The 26,352-nt window shown below is 65.8% G+C and carries 27 protein-coding genes and 1 riboswitch; of the genes, 15 read left to right on the top strand and 12 right to left on the bottom strand.

Annotated features, from left to right (window positions below; translation table 11 throughout):
- The first annotated feature begins 7 nt into the window (after nucleotides 1-7).
- The 4 genes from J8847_RS24035 to J8847_RS03130 all read left to right on the top strand — a co-directional run bounded on the left by J8847_RS24035 (nucleotide 8) and on the right by J8847_RS03130 (nucleotide 4,102).
- The gene (locus J8847_RS24035; RefSeq protein WP_229512474.1) at nucleotides 8-367 is read left to right on the top strand and encodes a hypothetical protein; all 360 of its coding nucleotides are present in this window, start codon (nucleotides 8-10) and stop codon (nucleotides 365-367) included.
- Entirely contained in the window at nucleotides 360-764 is a 405-nt protein-coding gene (locus J8847_RS03140) for a hypothetical protein (RefSeq protein ID WP_211523224.1), read from the top strand. The genes J8847_RS24035 and J8847_RS03140 overlap by 8 nt, the downstream gene beginning before the upstream one ends.
- Before the next feature lie 290 nt (nucleotides 765-1,054).
- Entirely contained in the window at nucleotides 1,055-1,876 is an 822-nt protein-coding gene (locus J8847_RS03135) for a hypothetical protein (RefSeq protein WP_211523223.1), read from the top strand.
- Between the two features lie 87 nt (nucleotides 1,877-1,963).
- Entirely contained in the window at nucleotides 1,964-4,102 is a 2,139-nt protein-coding gene (locus J8847_RS03130; RefSeq protein WP_211523222.1) for a S46 family peptidase, read from the top strand.
- 55 nt (nucleotides 4,103-4,157) lie between these two features.
- Here J8847_RS03130 and J8847_RS03125 read toward each other — a convergent pair whose 3' ends face one another.
- On the bottom strand, nucleotides 4,158-6,116 hold the full coding sequence (locus J8847_RS03125) for a S9 family peptidase (RefSeq protein WP_211523221.1): 1,959 nt from the start codon (nucleotides 6,114-6,116) through the stop codon (nucleotides 4,158-4,160).
- A gap of 201 nt (nucleotides 6,117-6,317) precedes the next feature.
- Here J8847_RS03125 and pnuC point away from each other — a divergent pair, with 201 nt between their 5' ends.
- Entirely contained in the window at nucleotides 6,318-6,911 is a 594-nt protein-coding gene (gene pnuC / locus J8847_RS03120; RefSeq protein WP_211523220.1) for a nicotinamide riboside transporter PnuC, read from the top strand.
- Nucleotides 6,908-7,426 carry an AAA family ATPase gene (locus J8847_RS03115; RefSeq protein WP_211523219.1) on the top strand — a complete coding sequence of 173 codons (519 nt, stop codon included), beginning with the start codon at nucleotides 6,908-6,910 and terminating at the stop codon, nucleotides 7,424-7,426. Before pnuC ends, J8847_RS03115 begins: the two co-directional genes overlap by 4 nt.
- Here J8847_RS03115 and J8847_RS03110 read toward each other — a convergent pair.
- The 3 genes from J8847_RS03110 to J8847_RS03100 all read right to left on the bottom strand — a co-directional run bounded on the left by J8847_RS03110 (nucleotide 7,423) and on the right by J8847_RS03100 (nucleotide 11,918).
- Nucleotides 7,423-9,540 carry a TonB-dependent siderophore receptor gene (locus J8847_RS03110; protein WP_211523218.1) on the bottom strand — a complete coding sequence of 706 codons (2,118 nt, stop codon included), beginning with the start codon at nucleotides 9,538-9,540 and terminating at the stop codon, nucleotides 7,423-7,425. The genes J8847_RS03115 and J8847_RS03110 overlap by 4 nt on opposite strands.
- An 82-nt stretch (nucleotides 9,541-9,622) precedes the next feature.
- Nucleotides 9,623-9,721, bottom strand: a riboswitch (TPP riboswitch).
- Nucleotides 9,722-9,773: 52 nt separating this feature from the next.
- On the bottom strand, nucleotides 9,774-10,934 hold the full coding sequence (locus J8847_RS03105; RefSeq protein WP_211523217.1) for an iron-containing alcohol dehydrogenase: 1,161 nt from the start codon (nucleotides 10,932-10,934) through the stop codon (nucleotides 9,774-9,776).
- 63 nt (nucleotides 10,935-10,997) lie between these two features.
- Entirely contained in the window at nucleotides 10,998-11,918 is a 921-nt protein-coding gene (locus tag J8847_RS03100; protein ID WP_211523216.1) for a DUF535 family protein, read from the bottom strand.
- Between the two features lie 324 nt (nucleotides 11,919-12,242).
- Here J8847_RS03100 and J8847_RS03095 point away from each other — a divergent pair, with 324 nt between their 5' ends.
- Nucleotides 12,243-12,950: a glutathione S-transferase gene (locus J8847_RS03095; protein WP_211523215.1), complete on the top strand. Its 708-nt coding sequence runs from the start codon at nucleotides 12,243-12,245 to the stop codon at nucleotides 12,948-12,950.
- A 49-nt stretch (nucleotides 12,951-12,999) separates the two neighbouring features.
- Here J8847_RS03095 and dkgB read toward each other — a convergent pair whose 3' ends face one another.
- Both dkgB and J8847_RS03085 read right to left on the bottom strand, forming a co-directional pair.
- Nucleotides 13,000-13,800, bottom strand: coding sequence for a 2,5-didehydrogluconate reductase DkgB (gene dkgB, locus J8847_RS03090; protein WP_211523214.1), 801 nt, complete (start codon nucleotides 13,798-13,800; stop codon nucleotides 13,000-13,002).
- Between the two features lie 20 nt (nucleotides 13,801-13,820).
- Entirely contained in the window at nucleotides 13,821-15,029 is a 1,209-nt protein-coding gene (locus J8847_RS03085) for an MFS transporter (RefSeq protein ID WP_211523213.1), read from the bottom strand.
- Nucleotides 15,030-15,138: 109 nt separating this feature from the next.
- Here J8847_RS03085 and J8847_RS03080 point away from each other — a divergent pair, with 109 nt between their 5' ends.
- The 4 genes from J8847_RS03080 to J8847_RS03065 all read left to right on the top strand — a co-directional run bounded on the left by J8847_RS03080 (nucleotide 15,139) and on the right by J8847_RS03065 (nucleotide 19,604).
- Nucleotides 15,139-16,035, top strand: a complete 897-nt coding sequence (locus J8847_RS03080; RefSeq protein WP_211523212.1) for a LysR family transcriptional regulator — start codon at nucleotides 15,139-15,141, stop codon at nucleotides 16,033-16,035.
- Between the two features lie 109 nt (nucleotides 16,036-16,144).
- Entirely contained in the window at nucleotides 16,145-17,638 is a 1,494-nt protein-coding gene (locus J8847_RS03075; RefSeq protein ID WP_211523211.1) for a methyl-accepting chemotaxis protein, read from the top strand.
- A gap of 17 nt (nucleotides 17,639-17,655) precedes the next feature.
- Nucleotides 17,656-18,393, top strand: coding sequence for a hypothetical protein (locus J8847_RS03070; RefSeq protein ID WP_211523210.1), 738 nt, complete (start codon nucleotides 17,656-17,658; stop codon nucleotides 18,391-18,393).
- A 113-nt stretch (nucleotides 18,394-18,506) separates the two neighbouring features.
- Nucleotides 18,507-19,604: a PEP-CTERM sorting domain-containing protein gene (locus J8847_RS03065; RefSeq protein WP_211523209.1), complete on the top strand. Its 1,098-nt coding sequence runs from the start codon at nucleotides 18,507-18,509 to the stop codon at nucleotides 19,602-19,604.
- Here J8847_RS03065 and J8847_RS03060 read toward each other — a convergent pair whose 3' ends face one another.
- Together J8847_RS03060 and J8847_RS03055 are read right to left on the bottom strand one after the other, a co-directional pair.
- Nucleotides 19,605-20,258: an SdpI family protein gene (locus J8847_RS03060; protein WP_211523208.1), complete on the bottom strand. Its 654-nt coding sequence runs from the start codon at nucleotides 20,256-20,258 to the stop codon at nucleotides 19,605-19,607.
- A complete protein-coding gene (locus J8847_RS03055; protein ID WP_211523207.1) occupies nucleotides 20,255-20,542 on the bottom strand; it encodes an autorepressor SdpR family transcription factor in 288 nt (95 codons plus the stop codon). The genes J8847_RS03060 and J8847_RS03055 overlap by 4 nt, the downstream gene beginning before the upstream one ends.
- Nucleotides 20,543-20,671: 129 nt before the next feature.
- Between J8847_RS03055 and J8847_RS03050 the strand changes: the two genes are divergently transcribed.
- Both J8847_RS03050 and map read left to right on the top strand, forming a co-directional pair.
- Complete coding sequence (locus J8847_RS03050) at nucleotides 20,672-20,884, top strand: ParD-like family protein (RefSeq protein WP_211523206.1); 213 nt, start codon at nucleotides 20,672-20,674, stop codon at nucleotides 20,882-20,884.
- Nucleotides 20,881-21,702: a type I methionyl aminopeptidase gene (map, locus tag J8847_RS03045; RefSeq protein WP_211523205.1), complete on the top strand. Its 822-nt coding sequence runs from the start codon at nucleotides 20,881-20,883 to the stop codon at nucleotides 21,700-21,702. Before J8847_RS03050 ends, map begins: the two co-directional genes overlap by 4 nt.
- A gap of 35 nt (nucleotides 21,703-21,737) precedes the next feature.
- Here the strand turns inward: map and J8847_RS03040 are convergent, their stop codons facing one another.
- From J8847_RS03040 to J8847_RS03025, 4 genes are read right to left on the bottom strand one after another with little or no spacing between them, the layout of a single operon-like run.
- The gene (locus J8847_RS03040) at nucleotides 21,738-22,349 is read right to left on the bottom strand and encodes a hypothetical protein (RefSeq protein ID WP_211523204.1); all 612 of its coding nucleotides are present in this window, start codon (nucleotides 22,347-22,349) and stop codon (nucleotides 21,738-21,740) included.
- A complete protein-coding gene (locus tag J8847_RS03035; RefSeq protein WP_211523203.1) occupies nucleotides 22,346-22,888 on the bottom strand; it encodes a DinB family protein in 543 nt (180 codons plus the stop codon). Before J8847_RS03035 ends, J8847_RS03040 begins: the two co-directional genes overlap by 4 nt.
- 48 nt (nucleotides 22,889-22,936) lie before the next feature.
- On the bottom strand, nucleotides 22,937-23,305 hold the full coding sequence (locus J8847_RS03030) for a VOC family protein (RefSeq protein ID WP_211523202.1): 369 nt from the start codon (nucleotides 23,303-23,305) through the stop codon (nucleotides 22,937-22,939).
- Between the two features lie 56 nt (nucleotides 23,306-23,361).
- A complete protein-coding gene (locus J8847_RS03025) occupies nucleotides 23,362-23,847 on the bottom strand; it encodes an Lrp/AsnC family transcriptional regulator (RefSeq protein ID WP_211523201.1) in 486 nt (161 codons plus the stop codon).
- 80 nt (nucleotides 23,848-23,927) lie between these two features.
- Between J8847_RS03025 and ilvB the strand changes: the two genes are divergently transcribed.
- Entirely contained in the window at nucleotides 23,928-25,688 is a 1,761-nt protein-coding gene (gene ilvB / locus J8847_RS03020) for a biosynthetic-type acetolactate synthase large subunit (protein ID WP_211523200.1), read from the top strand.
- A 144-nt stretch (nucleotides 25,689-25,832) separates the two neighbouring features.
- Nucleotides 25,833-26,312 carry a VOC family protein gene (locus J8847_RS03015; protein WP_229512467.1) on the top strand — a complete coding sequence of 160 codons (480 nt, stop codon included), beginning with the start codon at nucleotides 25,833-25,835 and terminating at the stop codon, nucleotides 26,310-26,312.
- Nucleotides 26,313-26,352: the final 40 nt, after the last annotated feature.

Genomic DNA, 26,352 nt, shown 5'->3' with positions numbered 1-26,352 from the left:
GATCTCGATGGTCGATCCCTTCGGTTTGGCTGGTCATCATTTTGTGCCGCAGTCACTGTGGAGAAACGAGCCTTTGCCTGAAGCGACTCGACGTGTATTTGATCGCGCGACGACTGGCCCGATCCCTGGTGGACACAACTATGGCGACGGCCACAGCGATTACAATAAAGCCGTTCGTGAATTATATGAGAAGTGGAAGAGCCAAAATAACATTCAATGCGCGAAGATGACGCCACAGCAAGCTGATGATTTTATTAACCAAGTTAAGCGTTCTCAGGATCCTAGAATCCGAAATTTCAATCATCGAATTTTTCAACGTATCATAAACGGAGCCATGAGGCTGATGCCGATTCGTTCAAATGAATAAATCTATTGATCAAAAAGAATGGGAAATTCTGTATCATGCCTTACGTGCTGTATGTGCAAGGCACGGAAAGGAAGATCCATTTGGGAATTCTGATTACTGGGTCGTGGACGATTGCTGGGGAGGGGTGACTCAAAAGATCGTAGTCACTTCTCCTTGTTTCCTAACTCCCGAACTTGTAGATGAAATATCGAATTGTGTTCGTGATACTGGGCTATGGGGGGCGCAGGTTGTTGTGTCTCTTGACTTTAATCTTCCTGGAGAGAAGCTCCCTCCTATGGGACTGATTGTGGATGCACAGGGTGTTATCGAGCAATGGGATCTTGATTCAATACGCAAGCGGGTGGGGGGAGATTTTTACAGAAGGCCCGGTCAGATCTTGCGTTTTAAGCCAAAGTAGTATCGTTCTGTTGATGATGCCGCTCTCACTCCGATATCAGTGCGCATCAACCTCAATCAGCTGGGCTACCAGAGCGTGCGCCGCGACCTGGATGTGTATTCGCTGTGGAATCCCAGCTGCGCGTTGCGCTGTCGAACCTGCTTAGGCAGGACTTCGTGTCCGACTCGCGGTACATCGACGCGAACGGCACGCTGCGGCGTACCGCAATCCATCCGCGCTACGCGATGGCGCGGGCAACGCCGGAAACGTGCTTTTGAAGCGTCGGGGCCACGTTGAGCACATATGGAGAAATGAAACTGGATACATTCGTGCCTACCGCAGCCGAACTCAATGAGCGGCTGCTCAAGCGTTACACGGAAGTCGTCGAGATCGGCGCGTTGCGGAAGCTGGCGGCCGAGCGCGACCTGTCGAGCCTCTTCGTGCCGGCGGTCAGCGACAGCTACGCGACCAGCAAGGTGAGAACCATGATCGTGGGGCGCGAGACCGCAGGATGGGGTTCGACGCTGCGCAAGGACTTGGCTCACCCTGACCGCATGTCGTCCGTCCGCGCCTACCTCGACCACCAGATGCAGTTCCACCGGCGGAAGGTGGGAACCGTCGCCGAGCGTTCCAAGTTCTTCCAGTTTTACCGGGAAGCCGCGCGTACAATGGCGGCGCCGGCCGAGCGCGCTGCCCGGGACGCGCCCGTGTGGGCGAACCTGTTCTGCTTCGACGCCGCCAAGACGCGCCCGGTCCGTGGCGACGACACGGCTAGTGGCGAGATAGTCCGGCTGTCGGGCGCACTGCTGCGCGTCCAGCTCGAGGTTTTACGGCCGCAGCTCATCGTGTTCACGACCGGCAGCAGCTGCGACCGTTACCTGAAGCAGATGTTTTCCGGCCTTGCGGTTTCGCAGGTCCATATTCCTAAGAGGATCTGGGAATTTACCCTCCCGATCTGCAACAACGCAGGCGGGGAGGAACGAGTAACGGCCTTCCGTACTCCGCATCCGCGCCATGCCGGCTCGAACCGCGCCCGATCGGCCATCCTTGCGGAGGCATTGGCTCCGGGAGCGCTCGCCGACTATCTTGTTTCAGCGAGCGCCGCCGTCCAGGTTCCGGCCGGCCACCCCTGACAGCCTGTCAATACGCCAGAAAACCACCGCACCCCAACTCAACAAGGCTATACTCCCGCTTTGCTTTTTTTCATCCAGGGGTCCACCTTGTTCAAATCCATCGTCCTGCCCGTCGCCCTCCTGGGCGCCGCCACCGTGGCGGTCGCCGATGAAGGCCAATGGCAACCGCACCAGCTGCCGCAGCTGAAATCCGAACTCAAGCGCATCGGCATCGCCATGCCGGCCGAGAAGCTGGCCGACCTGACCAAGCACCCGATGAGCGCCATCGTGTCGCTGGGCGGCTGCTCTGCGTCCTTCGTGTCGCCCGACGGCCTGGTGGTCACCAACCACCACTGCGCCTATGGCGCCATCCAGCGCAATTCGACCCCTGAGAAGAACTACATCGTCAACGGCTTCCTGGCCAAGACCCGCGCCGAGGAACTGCCGGGCGGCCCGAACACGCTGGTGTACGTGACCGAGAAGGTCGAGAACGTCACCGACCGCGTGCTCAAGGGCCTGTCCCCGAACATGTCCGGCCGCGAGCGCCACGAGCTGGTCGAGTCGCGCATCAAGGCCCTGATCGCCGAGTGCGAGACCGACAAGTCGATCCGCTGCTCGGTCCCGGCCTTCCACCGCGGCCTGGAGTACTACCGCATCAAGCAGCTGATGATCCGCGACGTGCGCCTGGTGTACGCGCCGTCCGACCGCATCGGCAACTTCGGCGGCGACATCGACAACTACGAATGGCCGCGCCAGACCGGCGACTACTCCTTCCTGCGCGCCTACGTCGGCAAGGATGGCCGCCCGGCCGATCCGTCGCCGGACAACGTGCCCTACAAGTCGAAGGACTTCCTGGTGGTCTCGGCCGAAGGCCTGAAGGCGGGCGATCCGATCCTGCTGGCCGGCTACCCGGGGCGCACCAGCCGCTACAAGCTGCCGTCGGAAATCCGCTTCGCGCGCGACGTCGACTTCCCGGCCAAGGTCGCCAGCATCACCGCCGACCTGTCCGTGATCGCCGCCGCCACCATGGGCAACCCGGCCTGGAACGTGCGCTACGCCAGCGTGGACAAGGGCCTGAACAACGTGCTCAAGAAGACCCAGGGCCTGCTCGACGGTTTCGCGCGCAAGGACATCGCCGCCATCAAGGACGTGCAGGACGCCGAGTTCCGCGCCTGGCACAAGCAGAACGGCAACGGTTCGAAGAACCTGCTGGCCGAGCTGGATGGCGTGATCGCCGCCGACATGGCGCAATCGCGCCAGGAAGCCGCCTGGCTCGAGGCTACCCACAGCGACCTGCTGAAGAGCGCGCGCACCCTGTACCGCCTGGCGATCGAGCGCCAGAAGCCGGACGCCCAGCGCGAAAGCGGCTACCAGGAGCGCGACCTGTCCTTCATCAAGGCGCGCCTGACCCGCCTCGAGCAGTCCTTCGTGCCGCAGGTCGACGAGGCCCGCTACGGCGCGGCGCTGCAGCGTTACGCCCGCATCGACGCCAAGTTCCGCCCGCAAGGCCTGGACGGCCTGCTGCCGGCGCCGGGTTCGCTGAACGCGATGTACAAGGCCAGCGAGCTGTCCGACACCGCCAAGCGCCTGGCCTGGATCGGCAAGGACCCGGAAGCCTTCCGTAAGTCGAACGATCCCTTCATCCAGCTGGCCGTGCGCCTGTACGACACCGGCCTGGCGTTGGAGAACAACCGCAACGAGATCGACGGCAACCTGGAACGCGTGATCCCGCAATACATGACCGCCGTCATCGCGTGGAAGAAGTCGCAGGGCAAGCCGGTCTATCCTGACGCGAACTCGACCCTGCGCGTGACCTACGGCACCGTGGCGCCGTACGCGCCGCGCGACGGCCTGGTCAAGGGCCCGTTCACCACCGTGGAAGGCATCACCGAGAAGGCCACCAACAAGGACCCGTTCATCGTCCCGGCCGTGCTGCTTGATACCATCAAGGCCAAGCGCTACGGCGTGTTCAAGGACCCGGTGCTGAATACCGTGCCGGTGAACTTCCTGTCGAGCGCCGACACCACCGGCGGCAACTCGGGTTCGGCCGTGATGAACAAGCGCGGCGAACTGGTGGGCCTGAACTTCGATTCGACCTATGAGTCGATCACCAAGGACTGGTACTTCGACAGCGCCATCACGCGCGCCATCCACGTGGACATCCGCTACATGCTGTGGGTGATGAAGGAAGTCGACAAGGCCGACAACCTGCTCAAGGAAATGACGATCAAATACCCGAAGAAGTAAGCGGGGGATAAAAAAACCGCGCCGGGATCGCTCCCGGCGCGGTTTTTTTACGTCCTTACTTCAGGTGCTTGCCGAGGAAGGTTTCCAGGCGGGTGTAGAACTCGCGGAGGTTCTTGGTGTCGTAGAAGCCGTGTCCTTCGTCCGGCGCCAGGAACCACTCCGGCTTGTTGCCGGCCTTGGCCAGGGCGTCGCGCATCGCTTCGCCGTGTTCGAGCGGGGCGCGCTTGTCCTTGCCGCCGTGGATCAGCAGTACCGGGGCCTTGATCCTGGCGGCCAGGTTGACCGGCGAAATGGCGGCGACCTTGTCCTTGTCGCTGCCGACCACCTTGCGGATATACGCCGCCTTGACTTCGTCGGTGCGCAGGTTCTCCGGCTTGCCCAGCAGGCTCAGGTCGTAGACGCCGATATAGCCGACGGCGCACTTGAACATCGCCGGCTGCTGCGCCGCGAGCATCATCGCGGCATAGGCGCCGAAGCTGGCGCCGTAGACGCAGGTCTTGCCGCCGTCGACCTCGCCGCTGGCGGCCGCCCAGCGCACGCCATCGACCAGGTCGTCCTGGATCTTGCCGCCCCATTCCTGGTAGCCGGCGCTTTCGAAGTTCATGCCGCGACCACCCGAGCCGCGGAAGTTGACCTGCAGGACCGCATAGCCGCGGCTGGCCAGGAACTGGGCGTCGCTGTCGAAGAACCAGGTGTCGAAGGGGCCGTGCGGTCCGCCGTGCGGCATCAGCACCAGCGGCGGCTTGGCGCCGTCCGCCGTCTTCGCCGGCAGGGTCAGGAAACCGTGCAGGACCTGGCCGTCGCGCGCAGTGAATTTGATCGGACGCTGCGCCGCCATCTTGGCCGGATCGATCATTTCCCAGGTCGAGAACAGCAGGTCGGCCTTCATGGTCTTGCGGTTGAACAGGTAGTAGGAGCCCGGGTCGCGGTCGCTCAGCACCCCGAACAGCAAGGTCGAGCCGTCCTCGCTGAAGTCGATGAAGCTCACGAAATGGTCCGGGAACAGGCCGCTGAGGGTCTTGTGGAGCTGGGCGTCCGCATTGCTGTCGTCGAAATAGCGCATGCGCGGACGGCCGATGCTGCCGCTGGCGCCGAAGGGCTCGGCGAAGCGCGAACCGGCCTGCATGTAGTTGAAGCTGGCCTCCGGATCTTCGAACAGCACGGTGCGCTTGCCGGTGCCGACTTCTTCGCGCACCAGCCGGTCGGGGCCGCCGTCGGGCGACTGGCTGACGTACAGCGCGCTGTCGTCGGCGCTGAAGGCGAAGGGCCGGTAGCGCGCGCCCAGCTCGGCGCCGCTGCGCTCCCAGCGGCCGGAGGCGTCGTCGCGGCGCATCAGCAGCGGGTGCGCATCGTCGCCGATTCCACCCGCGAAGCGGGGCTTGCCGTTGGACTGGATGACGAAGCCAAGATCCGCCGCGGGTACGTCGGCGACCAGGGTGCGCACGGCGCTGCGCGCGTCGATCTCATACAGCTGGCTGCGCTTGCCTTCCCACAGGTGGGAAGTGACGAAGATGCGACCGTCGCGCTGGCGCGGAATGTCTTCGATCGAGCCGAAGCCCGCGTCGTCGCCGTAGCGTTTGCCGCGGCTCGATTCATAGTACATCTTGTAGCCGTACAGGTATTCCTGCTTGCCGCCGTCGAGGTCGACGGACAGGATCTCGCCGGTGGAGACAGGCCGCTCGCGCGAGCCGAGTTCGCGGCCCTTGCTGATCGCCAGGCGCGTATTGGTGACCCACACGTAGTCCTCGGGCACCTCGAACGCCGGCATGCGGATCGCGCCGACCTGGCGCATTTCCGGGATGGCATACATCATCACCACCGGGACATAGCGGTTCTTGTCGGGGATGCGCACGGTCACCGCGATGTGCTTGCCGTCCGGAGACAGGCGGGGTCTCGACACAGGGTCTTCGTGGAGGAAGGCCTCGAGCGGGACGGCGGGGGTGGCCACGGCGTGCCCGGACAGGGCCAGCGCCGCCAGCAGCACGGTGCGTGAGAGGAGGAAGCGTGCTTGCATGAAGACTCCGTTGCATGGACTGACCTGCCATTATCGCGTATGTACTTGCAAGAATTATCACGCTTTCTCACAGGTAATAGACATTTCTTGCACTCCAGGACGCGGCATTTCTTGCGTTCCAGCACGCGAGCCAAGATAATCCCTCGCCGGCCTGCCGCACTTGGGTCTTGCACGACCCTCCATTTCCTTTCGAACGACCGCATGAACGACACGCTTGTCCTCGCCGGGCTCACGACCACGCCCCTGGAACTCATTTCCTTCCTGCTCGCGGTCACGACCGTCCTGCTGAACATCCGCCAGAACCACTGGGCCTGGCTGTTCTCGATCGCCTCGTCGGCGACCTATGCGGTGGTGTTCTACGACGCACGCCTGTACGGCGACATGGGGCTGCAGTTCGTGTTCATCGCCGCCTCGGTCTGGGGCTGGTACCAGTGGCTGCGCGGCGCCGGCAATGCGCCGCTGGTGGTGTCGCGCCTCAAGCCTGCCGGCTGGGCCTGGGCGCTGGCCGGCTGGCTGCTCGGTTTCCTGCTGCTGTCCAGCTTCCTGGACCATTACACCGACACCGACGTGCCGCATGCGGACGGCTTCCTGACCGCCGGCAGCCTGGTGGGCCAGCTCCTGCTGGGCCGCAAGAAGGTCGAGAACTGGCATGTCTGGATCGTGGTCGACATCCTGTACGTCGGCCTCTACGTCTACAAGGGGCTCAACCTGACCGCGGTGCTGTATGCCGTGTTCGTGCTGCTGGCCTGGACCGGCCTGCGCGCCTGGGGCAACATCGCGAGGAGGGACGCATGAAGCCGATCGTGCGCGTCGCCATCCTCGGCGCCGAGTCCTCGGGCAAGTCGACCCTGGCCGACGCCTTGGCGGCGCATTACGGCACCGTGTGGGTGCCGGAATACCTGCGCGAATTCGTCGACACCCACGGCCGCGTGCCTTTCGAGCACGACCAGTTCGGCATCGCGCGCACCCAGCTCGAACGCGAGCGCGCGGCGATGCGCGACGCGACCCGCTTCCTGTTCTGCGACACCACGCCCCTGATGACGGCGCTGTACAGCCGCGTGTACTGGGGCAGGGTGGACGAGGAACTGGCGCGGCTGGAGGCGGTCCACGACTACGACTGGACTTTCGTGACGGCGCCGGACAGCCCGTGGGAGCCGGACGGCCTGCAGCGCGAATCGGAAGAGGTGCGCCAGATGGTGCACCGGATGCTGGTGGAGACGCTGGAGGCAAGGGGCATCCCCTACGTCCTGCTGGGAGGAAGCCTGCCGCAGCGCCTGCGGCAGGTGGAAGCGCTGCTAGGGCCGGCTTAGAAGTCGAACTGCGCCGACAGGCGGAAGGTGCGCGGCGCGCCCGGCAGCAGGTAGCCGCCCAGCGCCTGCGTCACGTCGCGCCAGTAGAACTTGTCGAAGGCATTATCGACGCGCGCGCGGATGATGGTGTTGACGCCACCCAGGCGCAGCCCATACGAAGCGCCCAGGCCGGCCACGTGGTAGCCCGGCACCTTCACGCGGTTGCTCGGATCGAAGGCCTTGTTGCCCGAGTACTGCCACACGGCGTCCACCTTCAGGCCCGGCAGCTGGGGCACGGCGTACTCGAGGTAGGCGGTCGAGCGGAATTCCGGCACGTTGGTGACGCGCTTGCCTTCCACCGTCGCATCGCCGGTGCCGGTCTGCTCGGCGTCGAGGGCCGCGACCGACAGGCTGTAGCTCAGGTTCTGGGTGGCCTTGCCCTGGGCCGACAGCTCGATGCCGCGGTGGCGCTGCTCGCCGGCGCGCACGAAGGCGTTGGCGCCATTGATGTACTCCAGGCCCTGGGTGATCTCGAACAGGCTGGCGCTGACCATCAGCTGGTAATTCACGATCCCGCGCACGCCGAGTTCCGCCTGCTTAGAGCGGCCCGGAGCCAGGGCGGTGTTCTCGTTGGCGGTCTCCATCGGGGCGATTCCGCCGTACTGCAGGCCATGGTTCACCGATCCATACACGGTCCAGTCCTTGGCAGGCTTGTAGACCAGCGCCACGCTCGGCAGCACAAAGGAGTCCTCGGCGTGCACCCAGGGCAGGCCGGCCTCGGCCAGTTCGTCGCGCTTGAGCTTCACGTAGCGCGCGCCGGCGTGCAGGGTGAAGGCAGGGGACAGGGAGATCACATCCTGCACGAACAGCGAGCGCTCTTCGTTGCTGCGGCGTTCCATGACCGGGCCGGTGCGCGGGTTGCCCGGCGCCGGATCGACGACCAGGTTCTGGTAGATGTTGCTGTAGCCGGCGTAGTCGTAGACGTATTCGCCAAAGCTGTCGTGGCGCTCGGCATAGCCCGCGCCCAGGTTGAGCGTGTGGCGCAGCGCGCCGGTGGCGAAGCGGCCCTGGATCAGCGCCTGCACGCCGAACGGGGTCTTGCGCTCGCCGGTGCTCTGGTAGTCGTAGACGTCATAGTCGCCGTTCGAGCAGTAGCCCGGATAGAAGCCGTCGCCCTCGTTGCTGCAGCCGTAGGGGAAGGCGGTGAAGTCGTCGCGCTTGAACCAGTGCTTGTTGGCGGTGACGGTGGCCTTCCAGTCGGGGTTGAAGGTGTACTCGAAGCGCAGGCCCAGGTTGCTGCTGTCGGTGTCGACCGGGCGGGTCCAGGGCTGGGCGTTGAGCAGGGTCTTGGGCGACACGTCGGCCGGCAGGACTTCGTTGCGGATCAGCTGGTAGCCGGGTGCGGTGATCTGCGACTTGCGCTGGTGGTCGAGGTCGAGCTGCAGCAGGGCGTCCGGGCTGATCTGCCAGTCGAAGGCGGCGGAGACGAACTGGCGCTCGCCGTCGGCGCCGCGCACGTAGGACTTGAGGTCCTCGGCGGCGGCATTGACGCGGTAGCCGAAGCGGCGGTCCTCGAAGCGGCCGCCCAGGTCGATCGCGCCGTACACGGTGCCGCGTTCGCGCACCTCGAAGGTGGCCGAACGCAAGGGCGCATTGGTCGGGCGCTTGGTGACGAAGTTGATCATCCCGCCCGGCGCCGCGACGCCCGCCTGCAGGCCGGCCAGGCCGCGCAGGATCTCGAAGTTCTGCTTGTTCTCGAGCGGGATCTGGGTGTCGCCCGGGATGGCGATCATGTCCTTGCGGTAGCTGGTGGCGTTGTCGAGCGCGAAGCCGCGGATCGAGAACTGCTCGGCGTAGCCGACGGCGTTATAGGCGTCGCCGACCGAGGCGTCGAAGCGCACGGCGTCGGTGGCGCTGCGGATCGACAGGTCCTGCATCTGGCCCAGGGTGACTGCGGTGATCGACGCCGGGGTGTCCAGCAGGGAGGTTTCGGAGAAGCCGCCGACGGTGGCGCGGTCGGTGACGACCCATTTGCTGCCGGTGACGACCACGGACGGGACCTCGGTCTGGGCGGATGCGGAGTAGGCCTGCAGGAGGGCGCAGGCAAGGACGGTGTACTTCAGCGTGAGTTTCATGGTTTGCTCGTCTTCGCGCGCCACGGGCGCGCTGCTTTTTCAAAAAAGCCGGAGCCAACGTGGGGGAAGGGCAAACAAGGGTGGGAACTGCGTTGCGCTTTCCTTCGCTGGCATTATCCAGATCAGGTACGAAGGGTATCTCTCACCCGGAACATCGGTTCCAGGACCCCTAGCGAAGGCGCGAGTGTACCACGTCCGCCCGGGACGTGGTGGATGTGGCAATGGTTCGCTTGTTACACGGCCAGCTCGAGCACCTTGCGGCTGACCTCGAGCGTCACGCCGCGGTCCTCGCCCAGCTTGACCAGGCGGTGCGCCTCGAGCGCCGCCAGCACCGGCTCGACATGTTCCTTGCCCAGGCCATAGCCGGACAGCCTGGTCGGCACGCCCACGCTGTTGAAGAAGGCCTCGGTGCGCTCGATGGCCGCGTCGATGCGCGCGTCCTCGTCGCCTTCAAGCAGGTTCCACACGCGCGCCGCGTATTGCAGCAGCTTGGCGCGCTTGACCTCGCGCCGCACGCGCAGCATGGCCGGCAGCACCACCGCCAGGGTCTGGGCGTGGTCGAGGTTGTAGAGCGCGGTCAGCTCGTGGCCGATCATGTGGGTGGACCAGTCCTGGGGCACGCCGACCCCGATCAGGCCGTTCAGTGCGAGGGTCGCGGTCCACATCAGGTTGGCGCGCACGTCGTAGTTCTCGGGTTCGCTCAGGGCCTTCGGGCCGTCCTCGATCAGGGTCAGCAGCAGGCCTTCGGCGAAGCGGTCCTGCACCTTGGCGTCGACCGGATGGGTCAGGTACTGTTCCATCACGTGGATGAAGGCGTCCACCACGCCGTTGCCGACCTGGCGCGCCGGCAGGGTATAGGTCTTGGTCGGATCCAGCACGGCGAAGCGCGGGAATACGTGGCGCGAGGCGAAGGCGCGCTTTTCCTGGGTCGCCTTGCGCGTCACCACCGAGGCAGAGTTCATTTCCGAGCCGGTGGCCGGCAGGGTCAGGACGGCGCCGAAGGGCAGGGCCGACTGCACGCTGGCGGCGCGCTGTTCGAAGATGGCCGTCCATGGATCTTCCTCCAGCAGGCTGCCGGCGGCGATGAACTTGGTGCCGTCGATGACCGAGCCGCCGCCCACGGCGAGCAGGAAGTCGATGCGCTCGGCGCGCACCAGTTCGATGGCGCGCATGAGGGTTTCGTAGGTGGGATTCGGTTCGATGCCGCCGAATTCGAGCAATGTGTGTCCGGCAAGCGCGGCCATGACTTCGTCGTAGACGCCGTTGGTGCGGATGCTGCCGCCGCCGTACAGCATCAGGACACGCGCGCCTTCCGGCACCAGGGTCGACAGCGTGGCGATCTGGCCCTGGCCGAACAGCACGCGGGTCGGATTGTGGAAATCGAAGTTATGCAAGGCGAACCCCTCTTTGTGATCGGACAAAGAGGGGATTATCGCCGAATCAGGGCGTGCGCGCTGTCACGCCTCGGCGGTGGCGGCCGTCGTGGCCTGGCTGGCGCCTGCGGCGCTGGGCTGCACCAGGTGGCGCAGCAGGGTGGTGCGGGTGGCGTCGCCGATCGCGCGCCAGTGCTCGCGCCGCTGCGCCGCGCGCTTGCGGTGCTTGGACGGCATGTCTTCCAGCGGCTTGAGGTAGAAGGGAAGGCGAATCAGGAAGCTGCGCTCGTTCATCTCGCTGCCGCCCAGGATGCGCCAGAAGCCGTCGTAGGCGTTCTCGAAGTGGCGCGTGTCCTGCGGGTCGTAGGCGATGTGGGCGGTGCAGCGGATCGCCACCACCCGGTCCATGCCCAGCGCCTGCGCCACGCCCTGCATCGCGGCGAAGCAGAAGAAGCTCGGCGAGTTGTTGGGGAAGACCTTGTCGAAGGCTTCGAAGGCGGCGCCGGAATCGGCCCAGCGGCCCTGGTTACGGGTGAGGAAGGGCACGGTCGGCATGTCGACGCCGGCCATCGCGCCGTCGACCCAGGTATAGGACAGGCGGTGCAGGTACTGGCCGTCGGCCATCAGCGAAATGGTCAGGTCGCCTTCGGCGTCGTGGCGCGGCGACATCTCCAGGCGCAGCACGAAGTGGTGCTCCTCGGTGTCGTGCTGCCACAGGTTCAGGCCGCCGCCGCCGTAGACGGCATCCTTGTAGGCGGCGTTGAAGCAAGCGTCCTCGAAGCGGTAGTGCGACAGCACGCACTGCACGCGCTCGCGCGCGCTCAGGCCGCGCACCAGGAAGTCGCGGTCGCCCAGGTGGTCGAAGGGATCGCCGTTGGGCGAGGCTTCGGCGAAGCGGCGGATGAGGTCCAGGCGGCTCAGGGCCTGGTGCTCGCGCCAATAGCGCAGCATGCGCAGGCGGCGCGCAATGCCGTGCACGGGATTCGGAAGGTGAGCGATATGCATTCGGACGCTCCATTCGGCGTAAAGTGGCGGCGCCGCGTAGGCGGCAGCCGGTCCTTATCTTGTCGTCCACTAGACGTGAACGTGCTCAGCGGAATGTTAATTCCGCTCCGCAATTATCCGCCGAATCGCTAACTCGTGCCTGGATGAAACGAATAGAGTGGTGGGGAACCAACGAAACGTGACGTGTCCATGGTCTGCTCTCTCTGTGTTTTGTTGACTTTTTGTTTTTGCCAGGCAGGCACTACAAGACTACCATGTTTGCGCGGCGACAGGCTTCTAATTCATCACCGATAATGCGCGGACCGAAGCAGACCGGAGGTGGAGATGGCGTATGAACTCTATTATTGGCCCGGCATCCAGGGACGCGGCGAATTCGTCAGGCTGGCGCTGGAGGAGGCCGGCGCGGATTATGTGGACGTGGCGCGACGCCAGGGAGGCATGGAGCTGCTGACAGGCGCCCTCGAGACCGAGGAATATCCGTCGTTCGCGCCGCCCTTCCTGAAGGCCGGCGAGCTGACGGTCGGGCAGGTCGCCAACATCCTGATGTACCTGGGCGAGCAGCACGGGCTGGCGCCGCGTACCGATCCGGGGCGCCTGTGGGCGCACCAGCTGCAGCTGACCATCGCCGACCTGGTGACGGAGGTGCACGATACCCATCACCCGATCGCCACCTCGCTGTATTACGAAGACCAGAAGCCGGAAGCGCTGCGCCGCGCGGCCGACTTCGTCGAGACGCGCATTCCGAAGTTCCTGGGCTATTTCGCGCGCCTGCTCACCAATCCCGAGCCGCGCGACTTTCTCGTGGGGGACAAGCTGACCTATGCGGACCTGTCGCTGTTCCAGGTGATCGAGGGGTTGCGCTATGCCTTCCCGAAGGCCATGAAGCGCATGGAGCGGGAGTATCCGGCGCTGACTTCGCTGCGCGACCGGGTGGCGGCGCGGCCCAATATCGCCGCCTATCTTGCTTCGGATCGGCGGATTCCGTTCAACCAGAACGGCATATTCCGCTACTACCCCGAACTAGACCAATAACCTCAAAACCGTCGTTCCGGGACGACGGTCTTGAGGGTGACAATAGAGCTTAATCCCACTGAGGCCCGAAGTCCGGGCTTACGAGGCGCTCGTCCCGATCAAGAGCGTCAAGCGCAGCCAGGTCCTCCGGCGCCAGCACCAGCTCGCGCGCCTTCAGGTTGCTGGCCAGGTTCTCCCGCTTGGTCGACGACGGAATCACCGCATACCCCTTCGCCAGCAGCCAGGCCAGCGTCACCTGGGCCGCCGTCGCCTGATGGCGCGCCGCGACCGCCGCGATCACCGGATCGTCCATCACCTTGCCGTAGGCCAGCGGCATATACGCCGTCAGGTGAATCCCGCTCTCCCTGGCAAACCGGGCGAATTGACGGCTCTGCAAATACGGATGCAGTTCCACCTGGTTGGTGGCGATATTCTCCGCCCCCACCGCCTCGATTGCCTCGCGCATCAGCGCAATGGGAAAGTTCGAGATGCCGATCGCGCCGGTCAAGCCCTGTTCGCGCGCCGCCAGCAGCGCCTGCATCGACTCGGCCACCGGCACCGCACCGCCCGGCGAGGGCCAGTGGATCAGGGTCAAGTCGACCTGCTCGACGCGCAGCTTACGCAGGCTTTCCTTCAGGCTAGGCACGAGCTTGTCGCCCGCCAGGTGCTCGGTCCAGATCTTGGTGGTGACGAACACCTCGCCCCGTGCGACGCCGGATTCCGCCAGCGCCTGGCCGACTTCGGCCTCGTTGTCGTAGATCTGCGCCGTGTCGATGTGGCGGTAGCCCAGCTCGAGGCCGTTGCGTACCGAATCGATGACTTGCTGGCCCTTGAGGCGGAAGGTGCCGAGGCCGAGTTGAGGCATGTGCATGGTAAGTCCTTTCAAATAATTTAGTGAGTGGCGATGGCGGCGCGGCCGGCGGCGGCCTTGGCCGGCACGCCGTCGCGGCGGTCGAGCCAGCCGGCGAGGGTGGTGAGCAGCAGGGCGCCGACCACGACCAGCGCGCCGATCCAGGGCGTGGCCATCAGGCCGAGCTTGGCGACGATCAGGCCGCCGCCCCAGGCGCCGAGGGCGATGCCGACGTTGAAGGCGGCGATGTTCAGGCCCGAAGCCACGTCCACGGCCTGCGGCGCGTCGCGCTCGGCGCGCTGCACCACGTAGACCTGGAGGCCGGGCACATTGCCGAAGGCGACCGCGCCCCAGGCCAGCACCGTGAGGAGCACCAGCGGCTTGCTCGGCGCGGTGAAGCTCAGGACCAGCAGCACCAGGGCCAGCAGGGCGAACACGATCTGCAGCGCGCGCACCGGACCCTGGCGGTCGGCCAGCTTGCCGCCCCAGATATTCCCGGCCGCGACCGACACGCCGTAGACCAGCATCACCAGGCTGACGGTGCCGGCCGCGAAGCCCGCCACTTCCTGCAGGATCGGGGCCAGGTAAGTGAAGGCGATGAAGGAGCCGCCATAGCCGAGCGTGGTCATGGCGTACACCAGCAGCAGGCGCGGCTTCTTGAGCACCGCGAGCTGGGTGAGCAGGCTGGAGGGCTTGCTGCCGGCGATGTTCGCGGGCACCAGGATGGCGCTGCCGGCGATGGCGACCACGCCCAGCAGCGACACGGCCAGGAAGGTGGCCTGCCAGCCGAAGTGCTGGCCGATGAAGGTCCCGAGCGGCACGCCGGTGACCAGGGCCACGGTCAGGCCGGTGAACATCAGGGCGATGGCGCTGGCCGCTTTTTCCTTCGGCACCAGGCTGGTGGCGATGGTCGAGCCGATCGAGAAGAACACGCCGTGCGCCAGGCCGGTGAGCACGCGCGCGGCCATCAGGGCGGAATAGTTGGGCGCCATCCAGGCGACCAGGTTACCGATGGTGAACAAGGCCATCAGGCCGAGCAGCAGCTGCTTGCGCGGCACGCGGCCGGTGAGGGCGGTCAGCACCGGCGCGCCGACGGCCACGCCGAGCGCGTACAGGCTCACCAGGAGGCCGGCCGAGGGGACCGACACGCCCAGGCTGGCGGCGATGGTGGGGATCAGGCCGACGATGACGAATTCCGTCGTTCCGATGGCGAAGGCGCTCAGCGTGAGCGCCCAGAGTGCGAGAGGCATGGTGTTTCTCCTTGTCGTGCGATGCCAATGAAGAGGCATGCAGTTTGCCGTGCCGGCGAGCAAGGAAAAATGGTCCGACGTACAATTGACTTTTGAGTTGGAGTCACAAATGATCGACGTCGATGCCCTGATTGTCTTCTCCACCGTCATAGATGCGGGATCCTTCTCGGCCGCCGCCGAGCGCCTGGGGCAGACGCCCTCGGGCGTATCGCGCACCATCTCGCGCCTGGAGGAGCAGCTGGGCATGACCCTGATGCGGCGCACCACCCGGCGCCTGCAGCTGACCGAGGAGGGGACCTGGCTGCTGGGCCGCGCGCGCAGCCTGCTGGCCGACCTGGCCAATACGGAAGCCGAAGCCGCCGCGCGCCGCTCCCAGCCTTCCGGCCTGGTGCGCGTGAACGCCGCCACGCCCGCGCTGGACCACCTGCTGGCGCCGCTGGTGCCGGCCTTCCTGGACGCCTACCCGCTGGTGCAGCTGGAGCTGGTCAGCGGCGAAACCTATGTCGACCTGATCGAGGAGCGCGCCGACCTGGCGATCCGCATCGGCGCGCTGCCGGATTCGACCCTGAATGCGCGCCGCCTCGGCGCCAGCCCGCTGCGCGTGATGGCCTCGCCCGGCTACCTGGAGAAGCATGGCACGCCGTCCACGCCGGCGGAGCTGGAGCGCCACCGCACGCTGGGCTTCGCGGCGCCGGCCTCGCTCAACACCTGGCCCTTGCAGCACGAAGGGGCCGAGGGCTGGACCATCACGCCCGCGGTGACGGCCACCAGCGGCGGCACCCTGCGCGAGCTGGCGCTGGCCGGCGCGGGCATCGTGTCGCTGTCGGACTTCCTGACGCGTGGCGACGTGGCCGCCGGCCGCCTGGTGCCGGTGCTGGCCTCGCACAGCCTGCCCTGGGGCCAGCCGGTATGGGCCGTGTTCTATAAACAGGGAGCGCTGGCGCCGCGGGTCGCGGCCCTGGTCGACTTCCTGGCGGCGCGCCTGGGCCAAGTGCTGGAACGCTAGGCTGTGGGTTTTTTGCCGCCTGCTACCCAAGATGGATGACATGATGCTTTGGCGCAGCTATAGTTTCCTCATATAAATACCGACAAACGGTATCCTTGGGGGAGAGAACATGTGGACATGGTTGAGGGCAGTGCTGCGGCCGGCCGGTTCGGCTTTTTTCCAGGCGGTGGGGGCGGGCGGCGCCAGGGGCCGTTTCCATGAGCTGGTCATCAAGGCGCGCGACGGCAGCATCCGCACGGCCATCAACGCCGCCCGGCTGCGCAAGGAAGTCGACCACGCGCTGACCCAGGCGCGCATGCAGGTCGACGCCGCCGACGACCTGGGCGCGTCCGCCCGCGAAGTGAAGGAGCTGTCGAGCAGCGTCAAGAGCGGCACCGCCGAGATCGCGGACACGGCGGAGCGCAACCTGACGGTGGCGCGCGAGTCGATGGAAGGCCTGGTCCAGCTCGAACAGCGCATGCGCGCCATCGAAACCCAGGTCGACGGCTTCGCGCGCACGGTCGGCCAGCTGGTGGAACATTCGCGCTCGATCAGCGAGTTCGGCACCGTCATCCAGCGCATCGCCAACCAGACCAACCTGCTGGCCATCAACGCGGCCATCGAAGCGGCGCGCGCGGGCGAAGCGGGCCGCGGCTTCGCCGTGGTCGCCGCCGAAGTGCGCCGCCTGTCCCTGCAGGTGAACGAAGAGACCGCGAAGATCGCCGGCGTGAACAGCGAGATGCGCGAGCTGGTCGAGTCGACCGCCGGCGCCACGGCCGGCATCCTCGACGGCGTCAATGTCTCCACCCGCGAAGTCGGCGCGGCGGCCGGGCGCTTCTCCACCTTCGTGGCCGACTTCGAACGCATGACCGCCACCGTCAACGACATCGCCGGTGCGATGGCGGCGCTGGACGGCATCAACCAGGACATCGGCCGCAAGGTCGGCGAAATCGCCGCCAACGCCGGCGCATCCGGCAAGTCGATGACGGACGCTTCGCGCCGGGTCGACGAGGTGCGCGCCACCACCGAGGAGCTGCAGGGCGTGCTGGCCGAGCACCCGACCGGCGGCACCGCCTTCGACGCCCTGGTCGACACGACTACCGGCCTGCGCGACGCCGTGCTGGGCTGCCTGGTCCGCCACGCCGGGCGCGGCGTCGACATCTTCGACCAGGCCTACCAGCCGATCCCGGACTCGAACCCGCCACGCTATTCCACCGTTTACGACCGCGTCGTGGAGCGCGACCTGCAGGCCCTGTTCGACGGCGTGCTCGCGCGCCTGCCGGGCTGCGCCTACGCGCTGGCGGTCGACAGGCGCGGCTACGCGCCGGCCCACAACGCCAAGTTCTCGCAGCAGCCCACCGGCAGCTATGAGCACGACCTGGTCCACTGCCGCCACAAGCGCATCTTCGACGATCCGGTCGGCAGCAAGCTGGCCGCCAACCGCAAGCCCATCCTGTTCCAGACCTACCTGCGCGACACCGGGGAAGTGATCAACGACCTGTCGATGCCGCTGGAGATCAACGGGCGCCACTGGGGCGCGGTGCGGGTCGGTTTCGACTCGGCGCGCCTGCACGGGCAAGGGGGGCGCCAGGCGCATTCGCTTGTGTCAGAATACCGTCCTTGATCACATCGAAGACGTGTATGGAGAAGCTGATTTCCGAACTGCGCCGGCTCTACCTGCCGGCCGATGCGCCGCCTCTGGAGGCGCTGGCGCGCCACCTGCGGGGCGAGGACACGCTCGTCCTCGGGCTGACCGACAGTGCGGGCCTGAGCCGTGCCGCCCTGATCCCGTTCCGCAAGACCGGGGAGGGCGGAGAGCACTGGACCCTTTTGTGCGCGGTCGCCAACGCGCTGCAGCAGGACCTGGGCTTGCCGGCGCCGGCGGTGAGCATCTCGGGCGACGGCGCCTACGGACTGTGGCTGTCGTTCGAGCAGCCCGTGCCGGCGGCCCGGCTTGCCGAATTCGTGGCCCTGCTGCGGACCGCGTATTTTCCCGACGTGGAGCTCGATCCCGGCGCTGCGGTGGGACCGGTGGAGCTGCCGCCCTGCCTGCACCGCGCCACCGGCATGTGGGCGGCCTTCATCCATCCGGGCATGGGGGCGTCCTTTGCCGACGAGGCGGGGCTGGACATGGCGCCGCCGGCGGCCGGCCAGGCCGCCTTCCTCGAGCACCTGGAAAGCATCGGGACCGAGGCCTTCGAACAAGCGCTGGGCAAGCTGCGTCCTGCACCAGCCCTTACCGCCCAGGCGGCGCCCGCGGCGCCGGCCAAGACCGTGGACGAAGGACTGCTGCTCAAGGACGCCACCCTGGAAGACATCGTGGCCTACCTGCACTCCAAGAACATCGAGCCGACCTTCCGCCACCTGCTGCCGCGCTGACGCGCCGTGGCAAGCTCACAACAATGTATAAAGAGAAAACTATTTTTTCTTAAAGGAATGCATTTTTATACATACGGGTGATATTCTGTAGGAAGTATCCTACAGAAGCTCCCATGCCAACTCGCCTTGCCTCCCTCGCCGCTAGCGCGGCCGTTTCGTCGACACGAACCAGGCTGACCGCACTCGTCCTGATCGCAGCGGCGGGCGGCGTGGCGTTCGACGCGGCGCCGCACCGGCAGGCCGCCGTCCAGGCCCCGGCGAAGCAGGCAATGTCCGCTGCCCTGCCATCGGCAGCCGCGCCCGTGACCGCGCAGGCGCCGGAGCAACCCGCACCTGCGCCGCGCCGGATCTATCCGTATTCCATCGTGCCCGGCGGCGTGGCCGACCGCGCGGAGCTGGCGCAGGCGATCAAGACCGATAAGGTGGTCGCCGATCACTACGCCGGCTTCGGCGTCGACAAGGCGCGTCCGGTGACGGTCGCCAGGCCGCGCGCCGTCTACGTGTCCTACCGCAAGGACGACAAGGTGTACTGGACGAAGAAGAAGCTGATGCTGGAGGAAGGCGAGACCCTGCTCACCGACGGCGTCAACGAGCTGCGCGCGCGCTGCGCGAACCGGATCTCCGATACGCCGATGCTGCCGGTATCCGCCGACGAGCCGAGCCAGGTCGAGTTCGATGCGTCCAGCCTCGATGGCAGCATCGTGAACACCTCGGCCGAAGACATCGAGGACGCGGGCTTCGACGGCCAGCCTTACCAGCTCAAGACCTTCGCAAGCATCGCCGCCGAAGCGCCTTCCGGCGCCACGCGGGCGCCGGGCGACCGCTTCCGGTTCTCGCGCATGGGCCAGTGGGAAGGCAGTCCGCTGATGTTCTCGACCTCGCAGCTGAGTACCAGCAGCAGGTCGGAAACCTCGTCCACGCCTCCAACGGACACATCGCGGTCCACGACCTCGCCCGAATCCTCCGTGCCGCCGGCGTCCACGGACGCCGAAACGAGCCTACCGAAACCCGGGCAGCCACAGGAAGATCCGTCACCCTTCATTCCCGCGCCGCCGGGATTGCAGCCGGAGCACCACCCTGAGCTGCCCTACGGCGGCGACGAGACGCGCCTGGCCGACGTGCCCGAGCCGGGGACCCTGTGGCTGGGCAGCCTGGCCGGCGTCGCCATGGTGTTGCTGCGCCGGACGCGCCGCAACCCGCGCCGGGACTGATCAGGTCTCGAGCGCGCCGCTGCGCTCAAGGCGCTTGTAGTAGACCAGCGACCACGCGGCCGGCAGCACTACAGATCCGATCAGCACCGCCAGGCACGCTGGCGCCGGCATGCGCGCCAGCAGCAGGAGCAGGGACAGCGCCGCGCCAATGACCATCGAGCGCGCCGCGAAGCGATGGGTCGCATACCAGACCCGTTCGCTGGCCAGGGTCCACGGCGTGCGGATGCCGAGCCAGAAGTTGCGCTTCACCTTGCCCATCACATTGCCGGTCAGCGCGAAGAACAGCGCGACGCCCGTCAGCAGCACGCGGTCGACCGCCAGGTTGCCGCTGTGCGCCGCCCAGGCCTGTACGCACTGCAGGAAGGACAGGAGGCCCACTATCGCCAGGCAGGTGTAGCCGTAGGTCGGCAGGAAGTCCTCGACCGAAAAGCGCTTCGGCGACAAGGCGGGCAGGGCGTACCACCACACGGCGATCAGCACCGCCATCGCTGCGCTGTGCGCGAAGATCGCCGCGCGCGGCGCATACCCGTCGACTTCGCCCTGCGCGTTCCAGTGCATCGGGATCTGCTGCGGCAGCTCGGGGTAGAGCCAGGCGCAGAACCCCAGCGCGGCAAGCATGACGAGGATGGACGGCAGCAGGTAGGGCTTCTTCATCGCGAATCTCCTTTGGCGCCTTGCGCCAGGTCCAGGGTCCAGGCCAGCACATCTTCCAGCACGGTCGTGTTCAGCGCATACCAGATGGTCTGGCCTTCACGCCGGCTGGTGATCAGGCCGGCCGCTTTCAGTACGGCGAAATGGTGCGACATGGTCGGCTTGGTCATGTCGAAGCGCGCCGCCACGTCGCCCGCGCTCATCTCCTCGTGCCGCAGCAGGCGCAGGATCTCGCGCCGGGTCGGGTCGGCGATAGCCTTGAAGACGTCGTTGAGCGGCACAGTCATTCGATGAGTATCTAATTAGATGATTATCTAAATACTGCGTGCGTAGAAGCGGAATGTCAAGCCGGTCCTTGGCTTTATCCTTATATGCACAATATACTGAACGTATACGAATCATATATGGAGGGTGCCGTGGGCATCGTTAACATCGAAGACGAGCTGCACGATCAGCTGCGCAAGGCGACCAAGGTCTCCTGCCGCTCGATCAACGCGCAGGCGGCGTTCTGGATCCGGATCGGCATGCTGTGCGAGACCAATCCAACCCTGAGCTTCAACGAGATCATCCAGCGCGAGCTGCAGTCGGCAGGGGTCTCGGTGCCGCCGCTGGCGGTGAGCGAGCCATGACCAAGCAGCCCCACGAGCTGGCCCTGATGGCCGAAGCCGGGCGGCTGCTGGCATCCGTCTTCGGGCTGCTGGACCGCACCCCGCTGGCCGGCATGTCGACGCTCGCCGTCAACGACATGGTCGAGCGCTACATCGTCGACGAGCTGAAAGCGCGGCCGGCGAGCAAGGGGCAGTATGGTTATGCCTTCGCCCTGAATTCGTCGGTGAACGAGGTGGTCTGCCACGGGGTGCCGTCGGCATCCGAGGTGCTGCGCGAGGGCGACATCGTCAATCTCGACATCACGCTGGAGAAGAACGGTTACATCGCCGATTCGAGCAAGACCTATCTCATCGGCGAAGTCGACCTGGCCGCGAAGAAGCTGGTGCAGGCCACCTACGAAGCCATGTGGAAGGGGATCCGCGCGGTGCGTCCCGGGGCGCGGCTGGGCGACATTGGCTGGGCGATCGAACGCCATGCCAGGCGCAATGGTTATTCCGTGGTGCGCGATTACTGCGGCCACGGCATCGGCCGCGAGATGCACGAGGAGCCGCAGGTACTCCACTTCGGCAAGCCGGGGACAGGCCTGCCGCTGCGTGAAGGGATGGTGTTCACGATCGAACCGATGCTCAATCGGGGCGGGCGCAGCGTGAAGACCGAGGTGGATGGATGGACCGTGGTGACGCGGGATGGCTCGCTGTCGGCGCAGTTCGAGCACACGGTTGCCGTGACGGCGAGCGGGGTGTCGGTGCTGACCTTGCGGCCTGATGAAATGGGAATGCTCGGCACGCGGAAGCAGTTGGAGGGTGCGGCAGCAACTGGCCTATCGAACCCTATTTGATCGTCTCATCCAGCGCTGGCGGTCATGCTCTCGGATCATTCCTGACAACCAGTGACGAAAATCCTGCTGACATGGACATTCTTGGTGGATGGAATGGCGTGCCTCCGACTCAGGTTCTGCAGATCCTTTTCCGACAACAGGGCATCGGTCACATAACTGATCCCGCAAGGTTGGTCCGGTATGAGTATCAGGCTGGGCCCGGGCCCAAGCTCAGGGCGGAGCGATCGATTCTTGCGAGTCAGGGTCTCGAGACTGTCGCCGACCTGGACACCGTCCCTAGTGCGTAAGCCGGCACTTTCGATGGAAATCCGCCAGATTTCCCCGTCGATCACTTCAGCATCGACCGGAACCATGCCTATCCTGACCCTTAGAAGTTCATAGCGTTCGCCGGCTTCGTCGAGCCGCCACTCGCGAAGCAGGACCCGATCTCGTGCAAGGAGCGGAGGCGGATGGCCAATGACGAGATCACCAACGCGCATGCCATCGATCGGCTCGTTCTTGCCGGCGCAAGCAAATGCGGCCAGCAGGGCGCCGAATCCCAGGGCCAGCGCACATAGCGAGGACGCTTTCACCTTGTTCTCCTTGATGTCTTGATCTGATCCGGTAACAAAAGCAGCATGCGAGTAGCCGTCTGCCAATCGGCTCACGCGGTTTCGGCCTCACGAATCAGCTCCAGGAGGTCGGTGACGCCGATATCGACACCAGCTTGGGTCAACAGGGTGCTGGCCTGGCCCCGATGGTGGGTCTGATGGTTAAAAAGGTGTAGGAACAGGCTCCCAAAACGCTTCTGAAAGCGCAGTCCACGCGAATTCTGGTACGTCAGCACCTGGTCGAGATCCGATGGATGCAGTTCTTCCGCCAGGGCGGTGATGATCTTGTCCAGTCGCGTGCGATGCGCCTGCAGTTGCGGCAGGCTGTCGCCGTAAGACTGCGTCAGACTGGTGGGCGCAGGCAGGCCGCGGAGCGAATCCAGCGCGCGAAATCGAGAGGGATGCAGGGCGAAGCGGCTCAGCCAGATCGTATCTCCGACGATGAGATGGTTCATGGTCCCGAGAAGCGAGCCGAAAAACGCCTTTCGATCGCTACGCAGTTCTTCAGGAGAGAGCTTCGCGGCAGCGTCGTACAGCCTGCGATTCATGGTCTCGTTGTACTGCGCGAGCAGAACGACATCTACACAGTTGGGCATGCGTTTTTCCTTTTTATGTAAGCCGTCAGCGTCCTCGGAAAACCCAGGTCACGAGGCGTGACACACCGCTTCGATATTGTGCCCATCCGGTCCGATGACGAAGGCCGCGTAATACGCGCCGCTGTACTGCGGGCGCAAACCGGGGGCGCCGTTGTCCTTGCCGCCTGCCTCCAGCGCAGCGCGATAGAAGGCATCGACCTGCCCGCGCGTCTCGGCCGCGAATGCCAGGTGAAGGTGGGCCGGCTTTTCATCGGTCTGAAACAGGATGAACGAAGCCGGTCCCTGCGCGCACAGTTCGATGCCGTAACGCGGTTCTCCTTCCGCCCCCGCCGTGACGCCCAGCGGCGCGAGCGCCTTGATGAAGAACGCCTTGCTTGCTGCAAAGTCGCTGACACCGATCTTGACGTGGTCGAACATTCACTCTCCTCAGGCCGTAAAGGAATATGACGCGTAGTGTACGACGGTATTTCCGGTCACCCAAGTGGCAGCGGCGTATCGGTACGCTTGAGCGTACGCAGCACGAAACTCGACTTGCTGTGCCGGATGCCCGGAATCTTGTACAGCCTTTCGCGCAGCAGGCGTTCATAGTCGCGCGTGTCCTTCACCGCGATGCGTACGAAGTAATCGTAGTCGCCCGAAATCAGGCTGGCCTCCAGCACTTCCGGGATCGACTCCAGCGCGCGGCCGAATTCGTACAGGGTCTCTTCGCTGTGGCTGTCCAGCGTGACCTGGACGATCACGGTGTCGTGGTAGCCGAGGTGGGCCAGGTCGACCTTGACCGTATAGCCCTGCAGCAGGCCGGTGTCGGTCATGCGCTTGATCCGGTTCCAGCACGAAGTGGTCGACAGTCCCACCGCGGCGCTGATCTCCTGCAGCGGTGTGCGCGAGTCCTTCAGGAGGATGGCCAGGATCGCGCGATCGGCCGCATCGAAAATTTTTCTATCATTGTCCTGATCCATGGAAAACCCTTCAGGGTTGGGTGCCAAATGACGCAAGATTATGAAGCACTTTCAGCTCCAATGTGAATACCATTTTGCTCATGGATACCTTCGCACCCCCACCTGCGGCCGCTGCCGCATCTGTTCTTCCCGTCATGACCGGCGCCGGCCTGTTGCTCGACCTGCTGGTGCGCGCCGGCGTCGACACCGTCTTCGGCTATCCCGGCGGCGCCGTGCTGCCCTTGTATGACGCCCTTCAGCAGGACCGCCGCCTGCGCCACGTGCTGGTGCGCCACGAGCAGGCCGCGGTCCACGCCGCCGAAGGCTATGCCCGCAGCACCGGGCGGCTGGGCGTGGTCTTCGTCACCTCGGGCCCGGGCATGGCCAACACCACCTCGGGCCTGCTCGACGCCCTGAGCGACTCGATCCCGATCCTGTGCATCAGCGGCCAGGTGCAGACCGCCTCGATCGGCACCGACGCCTTCCAGGAGTGCGATGCGCTCGGCATCTCGCGCGCCGTCACCCGCTGGAATGCCCAGGTGCGCAGCGTCGCCGAGATCGCGCCCACCGTGCTGCGCGCGATCCGCGAAGCCACCGGCGGGCGCCCCGGACCGGTGCTGGTGGACCTGCCCAAAGACATTCAGGCGCAGCCGGTCACGGCGCACGAGCATAAAGACGCGCCGGCACCGGCGCGCGCACCGGTCTGCTCGGCTTCGCTGGACCAGGCCGCGGCCCTGATCTGCGCCGCGCGCCGCCCGGTCTTCTACGGGGGCGGTGGCCTGGTCAATTCCGGAGCCGAGGCCTGCGCGGCCTTCGCCCAGCTGGTGCGCCTGAAGAACGCGCCCTGTACCCTGACCCTGCTGGGGCTCGGCGCCTTTCCCGCTTCCAGCCCGCAGTGGCTGGGCATGCTGGGCATGCACGGCACGCTGGAGGCCAACCTGGCCATGCACGAAGCCGACCTGGTGATCTGCGCCGGCGCGCGCTTCGACGACCGCGTCACCGGCAAGCTGGCGCACTTCTGCCCGCAGGCGCAGGTAATCCACGTCGACATCGATCCCGGCTCGATCGGCAAGGTGGTGCGGACCGACGTCCGCCTGGTGGGCGATTGCGGAGAAGTGCTGGGCGAGCTGGCGCGCCGCCTGGAGCGCCTGGCGCCGGACCCGGGACTCACCTTGCCGTGGTGGCGCCGCATCGCCGAGTGGCGCCGCGCGCACTGCCTGGCTTTCGGCGAGCAGGGCGAGGCCATCGTGCCGCAGCGCCTGATGCAGGCCCTGGCCGGGCCGCTGGCGTCGAGGAATGCGATCGTGGCGACCGACGTCGGCCAGCACCAGATGTGGGCGGCCCAGCACCTGAGGTTCGAGGCGCCGCGCCGCTGGCTGACCTCGGGCGGAGCGGGGACGATGGGCTATGGCCTGCCGGCCGCGATCGGCGCGCAGATCGCGCATCCCGAGGCCCTGGTGGCCTGCATCAGCGGCGACGCCTCGATCCTGATGAACATCCAGGAGCTGGCCACGGCGGTCCAGCACCGCTGCCCGGTGAAGGTCATCTTGTCCAACAACGGCTGCATGGGCATGGTGCGCCAGTGGCAGGAACTGCACCACGGCGCGCGCTACAGCCACAGCTATTCGGAAGCCTTGCCCGACTTCGTCGCGCTGGCGCGCGCCTTCGGCTGGCAGGCGCGCCGTGTCGAGCGCGCGAGTGAACTGGAGGGGGCGGTCGCCGAGTGCCTGGATTCCAGCGGCCCGTTCTTCCTGGACGTCGTCGTCGAGCAGGCGGAGAACTGCTTCCCCATGATCCCGGCCGGCTGCGGCCACCATCAGATCATGCTGGACAAGGATCGCTGGTACGACGAAGCTTCATAGCCGCGGGCGACCGACGCGGCCGACCGGGAAATCACTGCGCGGCCTCAAAGTCGAAAGCGATTGCGCGAACCCGAAGCCGGGCGTAATGTTCTTATGCTGAGTTGTCATCCGTCCAACCTGAAAGAGACCTTGAAGGAGCTAGCTATGACTGCAGGCAGCACGACCAAACCGATGGAAGAGGGCATGCACACCGTGACGGCGCACCTGGTGTGTGAGCGCGCCGTCGACGCAATCGATTTCTTTGTGCGCGCCTTCGGCGCCGAAGAAGTGATGCGGCTGCCCGACCCCGAGGGCAAGCTGGCCCACGCGGCGGTGCGCATTGGCGATTCGATGGTGATGCTGATGGATGAACACCCGAACTGGGACGCGCGTGGTCCCAAGTCGCTCGGCGGCACGTCGGTGACCCTGCACCTGTCGGTCCCTGACGTGGACAGCGCCTTCAGGCGCGCGATCGAGGCCGGGGCCGTATCGCGCATGGAGCCGGCCGACATGTTCTGGGGCGACCGCTACGGCGTGGTCGAGGACCCCTTCGGCCACCGCTGGTCGATGGCCACCCACATCCGCGACGTTCCGCCGGAGGAAATGCAGAAGGCCATGCGGCAGCAGAACTGTCCCGACGCCTGAAGCGGCCCCGGCAGGGCGCCGGCGGCCCCGCTATCATGGC

The organism is Massilia sp. AB1, from assembly GCF_018119385.1.
In the GTDB taxonomy this organism is placed as follows: Bacteria; Pseudomonadota; Gammaproteobacteria; order Burkholderiales; family Burkholderiaceae_D; genus Telluria.
The sequence above is the reverse complement of the archived record's forward strand: the minus strand, read 5'-3'. Positions and strand labels throughout refer to the sequence as shown.

Bases quoted from the DNA above. Each gene is read 5' to 3' on its own strand.
- J8847_RS24035 (WP_229512474.1), top strand. From the start codon at position 8: ATGGTCGATCCCTTCGGTTTGGCTGGTCATCATTTTGTGCCGCAGTCA.
- J8847_RS03140 (WP_211523224.1), top strand. From the start codon at position 360: ATGAATAAATCTATTGATCAAAAAGAATGGGAAATTCTGTATCATGCC.
- J8847_RS03135 (WP_211523223.1), top strand. From the start codon at position 1,055: ATGAAACTGGATACATTCGTGCCTACCGCAGCCGAACTCAATGAGCGG.
- J8847_RS03125 (WP_211523221.1), bottom strand. From the start codon at position 6,116: ATGCAAGCACGCTTCCTCCTCTCACGCACCGTGCTGCTGGCGGCGCTG.
- pnuC (WP_211523220.1), top strand. From the start codon at position 6,318: ATGAACGACACGCTTGTCCTCGCCGGGCTCACGACCACGCCCCTGGAA.
- J8847_RS03115 (WP_211523219.1), top strand. From the start codon at position 6,908: ATGAAGCCGATCGTGCGCGTCGCCATCCTCGGCGCCGAGTCCTCGGGC.
- J8847_RS03110 (WP_211523218.1), bottom strand. From the start codon at position 9,540: ATGAAACTCACGCTGAAGTACACCGTCCTTGCCTGCGCCCTCCTGCAG.
- J8847_RS03100 (WP_211523216.1), bottom strand. From the start codon at position 11,918: ATGCATATCGCTCACCTTCCGAATCCCGTGCACGGCATTGCGCGCCGC.
- J8847_RS03095 (WP_211523215.1), top strand. From the start codon at position 12,243: ATGGCGTATGAACTCTATTATTGGCCCGGCATCCAGGGACGCGGCGAA.
- dkgB (WP_211523214.1), bottom strand. From the start codon at position 13,800: ATGCACATGCCTCAACTCGGCCTCGGCACCTTCCGCCTCAAGGGCCAG.
- J8847_RS03085 (WP_211523213.1), bottom strand. From the start codon at position 15,029: ATGCCTCTCGCACTCTGGGCGCTCACGCTGAGCGCCTTCGCCATCGGA.
- J8847_RS03080 (WP_211523212.1), top strand. From the start codon at position 15,139: ATGATCGACGTCGATGCCCTGATTGTCTTCTCCACCGTCATAGATGCG.
- J8847_RS03075 (WP_211523211.1), top strand. From the start codon at position 16,145: ATGTGGACATGGTTGAGGGCAGTGCTGCGGCCGGCCGGTTCGGCTTTT.
- J8847_RS03070 (WP_211523210.1), top strand. From the start codon at position 17,656: ATGGAGAAGCTGATTTCCGAACTGCGCCGGCTCTACCTGCCGGCCGAT.
- J8847_RS03065 (WP_211523209.1), top strand. From the start codon at position 18,507: ATGCCAACTCGCCTTGCCTCCCTCGCCGCTAGCGCGGCCGTTTCGTCG.
- J8847_RS03060 (WP_211523208.1), bottom strand. From the start codon at position 20,258: ATGAAGAAGCCCTACCTGCTGCCGTCCATCCTCGTCATGCTTGCCGCG.
- J8847_RS03055 (WP_211523207.1), bottom strand. From the start codon at position 20,542: ATGACTGTGCCGCTCAACGACGTCTTCAAGGCTATCGCCGACCCGACC.
- map (WP_211523205.1), top strand. From the start codon at position 20,881: ATGACCAAGCAGCCCCACGAGCTGGCCCTGATGGCCGAAGCCGGGCGG.
- J8847_RS03035 (WP_211523203.1), bottom strand. From the start codon at position 22,888: ATGCCCAACTGTGTAGATGTCGTTCTGCTCGCGCAGTACAACGAGACC.
- J8847_RS03030 (WP_211523202.1), bottom strand. From the start codon at position 23,305: ATGTTCGACCACGTCAAGATCGGTGTCAGCGACTTTGCAGCAAGCAAG.
- J8847_RS03025 (WP_211523201.1), bottom strand. From the start codon at position 23,847: ATGGATCAGGACAATGATAGAAAAATTTTCGATGCGGCCGATCGCGCG.
- ilvB (WP_211523200.1), top strand. From the start codon at position 23,928: ATGGATACCTTCGCACCCCCACCTGCGGCCGCTGCCGCATCTGTTCTT.
- J8847_RS03015 (WP_229512467.1), top strand. From the start codon at position 25,833: ATGACTGCAGGCAGCACGACCAAACCGATGGAAGAGGGCATGCACACC.